We start from the raw sequence: 3,525 nt of genomic DNA on the forward strand, positions 1-3,525 counted from the left end.
GCGCTCGTCGGCGTCCGGTCTCGTCGTGCCGCAGGCCTGAACCCTCGGGCGTCGTGCCCTGAACACAGCCGGCTCCGGCCCGTGTCCCCTGACGCAGGGGACGCGGGCCGGCGTCATGCCGGGGATCCCTGCACAGCCGCGTCCTGCGTCGCGCGAACGCGCTCGCGCCGCTCCGGCAGTCCGCCGACACCCCGTCCGGACCAGGCCTCCTGCAACCCGTCCGCGGACCCTCCTGCCTCCGGGGACGCGCTGGAGTAGGGTCACCGGCACCTCGCCGACGCACGGCGGCCCGGACCCGTCGTGCGTCGGCGTCGGCACGTCCGCGGGGCGGCGGGACCCGCGCGGCGCCGTGGCTCAGGCGTCCGGCTCCTCCACCCGCCCGTCGCGCAGGGTGATCACACGGTCCGCGTCCTCGGCGAACTCGCGGTCGTGGGTGACCATCACGGTCGCGACCTTCAGCTCGCGGGTGATCCCCACCAGCAGGTCCACGACCTCGCGGGAGCGCTCGTGGTCCAGAGCGCTGGTCGGCTCGTCCACCAGCAGCACCGCCGGATCGGTGAACAGGGCGCGGGCGATGTTGACCCGCTGGCGCTGACCGCCGGAGAGCTCGTGCGGTCGACGGTCCGCGTACTGGCCCATCCCGACGCGCTCGAGCATCGCCTCGGCCCGGGACCGCTCGGCGCGCAGTCGCCGGCCGCGCACTCCGGCGAGGTGCTTCGTGACCAGCAGCTGGTCGCGCACGGTGAGGGCGGGCAGCAGGTTCGGCTGCTGGAAGACGACGCTGATCCGATCCCGGCGCATCGCGGTGCGGCGCTTCTCGTCCAGCGCGGTGAGGTCCGTGCCCTCGATCAGGACGCTGCCGGAGCCCGGGACGACGAGCCCCGCGGCGACGCTGAGCAGGGTGGACTTGCCCGAGCCGGAGGGGCCGAGGATCACCGCGAACTCGCCGCGGGCCACGTCCAGGCTCGCCTGGTGCAGCACGGTGTTCAGGCGCTCGCTGCCGTCGGGGTTCCGGCCGTCGGGGTAGGTGACGGTGACGTCCCGGGCCGAGAGCGCGGGCGCGGTCGTCGTGGTGTCGGGGGTGGTGATGGTGGCGGTGGTGGTCATGGGGTTCAGTTCCCTCCGAGGGCGAGCAGCGGATCGACGCGGGTGACGCGCCGGGTGGCGAGGACGGAGCCGAGCAGGCCGATCACGAGCACTCCCGCGACGGGCAGCAGCACGGTCACCGCCGAGGACTCGAACGGGGCGACGGTCGCGAGCGCCGCACCGCCGGCCCCGCCGACGATGCCGCCGACCGCCGCGCCGACGGCGAGCAGGATCGCGGCCTGGCCGACGGTGTCCCGCAGGACGTAGCGGGCGGTCGCGCCGAGGGCGCGCAGCACGGCGATGTCGCGGGTGCGCTGGATGGTCCAGACGGACAGGAAGGCGATCGTGACCAGGGCGGAGATGCCGTAGAGGAAGCCCTGGATGAGGGTCAGCGAGCCGTTCTCCGAGGAGTAGGAGGGCAGGGCGGCAAGGGAGTCGTCCACGCTCACGGCGCGGGTGCCGGAGTCCCAGGCGGCCTGCTCGACGACCTCGTCCCCTGCGGCGGCGCCGTGGACCAGCAGGGCGGAGCCCGCGGTGTCCTCGGCCTGATGGGCGAGGTCCTTGAAGGTGGTGACGTCGATGTAGCCGACGGGGGAGTGGGAGTACCAGGAGGTCGGGGCGGTGCCGACGACGGTGAGGTCCTGGCCGTTGACCTGCACCGTGTCCCCGGCCGTGACGCCGAGGTCCGCGGCGACGTCCTCGGGCAGCAGCGCCTCGCCCGGGGCGGGCGCCGAGGGCAGCGCCTGCGCGGCCTCGCCGTCGGGGGCGACGCCGAACAGGGCCAGCGAGGTCACCGCCTCGCCGGCCGCGATGCGCATCTGGCCGACGGACAGCGGCTCGGCGGTGATCTCGTCGGCCGCCTCCCAGGTCGCGGCCTGGTCGGTCGAGACCTGCGAGTCGGACCAGGAGATCTCGTCGCCGAGGGTGGGGGTGAGCACGACCGCGTCGGCCGGGAGGTCCTCGATGGCGGAGATGTTCTGGTGGGCGAGACCGCGGGTGAGGCCGGTCAGCAGCACCAGCAGCAGCGTGAGCAGGGCGATCACCCCGATCATGAGGGTGAATCGACCCTTGGCGTGGACGATGTCCTTGAGTGCGACGAACATGGCTCCATGCCATCGCGGATCCTGGCCCGCGACATCGCCTGTGCGGGATGGTCCCCGATGACCAGAAGGACGAACGCCGAGTCGTCCTTTCGGACGATGCCGCGAGCGGGGGCGGGGGGCGGGCCTGGCCCTAGAGTGTCGAGGGTGAACGCAGAGCCAGTCCCGGAGCAGGAGTCGGGCCGTCCCCGGATCGGGGAGGGACCCGCGCCGACGGGCGACACCTCCACCGCCCTCGCCGCCACCCTGCGCGGCGCGATGCACGTCGCGTTCCTGGTGCTGCCGGTGGTGGGCGCGGTCCGCGCGATCACGGCCGACGGGGTCCCTGCGCCGCTCGCGATCCTGTGCGCCGTCGTGCTCGCCGTGATCTACCTCCTCGGCTCGCAGCGGGCCCTGCGCCGCGGCGACGCCGGACGCGCGGACACCACCGACCTGCTGCTCCCGTCGGCGCCGTGGGTGCTCGCGCTGACCGCCGCCTGGATGGCGACCACCTTCGTCTCCCCGTCGTTCGTGTGGATCGCGTTCACGCTGTTCTTCCTGGTCCTGTTCGCGCTGGGCCCCGTCGGCGGGCCCCTCGCGCTCGCGCTGGTGGCCCTGTGGGCGATCGTCTCCCCGGTGCTCGGGCGGGACGAGGCCCTGCTGGGGGTGGGCGAGATCCTCGGACCGCTGATCGGCGCCGTGTTCTCCCTGGTCGCTCACGCCGTCTACCGGCGCCTGCTGCGCGAGACGGACCGCAGCCGGGTACTCGTCACGCAGCTCCGCGCCGCCCAGGCCGAGCTCGCCGACTCCGAGCGGAGGAAGGGCGTGGCCGAGGAGCGGCAGCGCCTGGCCAGCGACATCCACGACTCCCTCGCCCAGGGCCTGAACTCGATCGTGATGCTCTCCCGCGCCGCGGGCGCCGTTCACCCGTCGGCCGCCGAAGAGTTCTCCCGCATCGAGCGCACCGCCCGCGAGAACCTCGCCGATGCACGCGGCCTGGTCCGCGATCTCGCGGACCGCGCCCCGCGCACCACCCTCGAGCAGGCGCTGCGCGAGGTGATCGCCCGTGCCGAGGCGCTCGGTGGGCCCACCCGCTGGGAGCTGCGGGTCGACGGGACCCCGATCGAGCTCGCCCCTGAGCAGGTGGAGACGCTGCACCGGGCCGCGCAGTCCCTGATCGCGAACGTGCAGCGGCATGCGAAGGCGCAGCGCTGCGTGCTCACGCTGGTCTGGTGGCCGGACCGGGTGAGCCTCGACGTGGTCGACGACGGGCGCGGCTTCGACCCGTCGGCCGTGGGTCGGGCGGCCGACGGTGCTGCCACCGGCGACGCCGCGCGAACCAGCGGCGGCGCGCGCATCG

The 3,525-nt window shown here is 74.2% G+C and carries 3 protein-coding genes; 1 reads left to right on the forward strand and 2 read right to left on the reverse strand.

Translation table 11 applies throughout. From position 1 onward, the window contains the following. Positions 1-354: 354 nt before the first annotated feature. On the reverse strand, positions 355-1,107 hold the full coding sequence (locus tag HMPREF3159_RS06750; RefSeq protein WP_070500271.1) for an ABC transporter ATP-binding protein: 753 nt from the start codon (positions 1,105-1,107) through the stop codon (positions 355-357). A 5-nt stretch (positions 1,108-1,112) separates the two neighbouring features. Continuing rightward, complete coding sequence (locus HMPREF3159_RS06755) at positions 1,113-2,189, reverse strand: ABC transporter permease (RefSeq protein ID WP_070500274.1); 1,077 nt, start codon at positions 2,187-2,189, stop codon at positions 1,113-1,115. 144 nt (positions 2,190-2,333) lie between these two features. On the opposite strand from HMPREF3159_RS06755, the gene HMPREF3159_RS06760 reads away from it, so the two are divergent. After that, a partial coding sequence (locus HMPREF3159_RS06760; protein WP_070500276.1) for a sensor histidine kinase occupies positions 2,334-3,525 on the forward strand: 1,192 nt, incomplete at its 3' end.

Origin of the sequence: Brachybacterium sp. HMSC06H03 (genome assembly GCF_001807385.1) — a bacterium.
GTDB classification, from domain to species: domain Bacteria; phylum Actinomycetota; class Actinomycetes; order Actinomycetales; family Dermabacteraceae; genus Brachybacterium; species Brachybacterium conglomeratum.

Bases quoted from the DNA above. Each gene is read 5' to 3' on its own strand.
- HMPREF3159_RS06750 (WP_070500271.1), bottom strand. From the start codon at position 1,107: ATGACCACCACCGCCACCATCACCACCCCCGACACCACGACGACCGCG.
- HMPREF3159_RS06755 (WP_070500274.1), bottom strand. From the start codon at position 2,189: ATGTTCGTCGCACTCAAGGACATCGTCCACGCCAAGGGTCGATTCACC.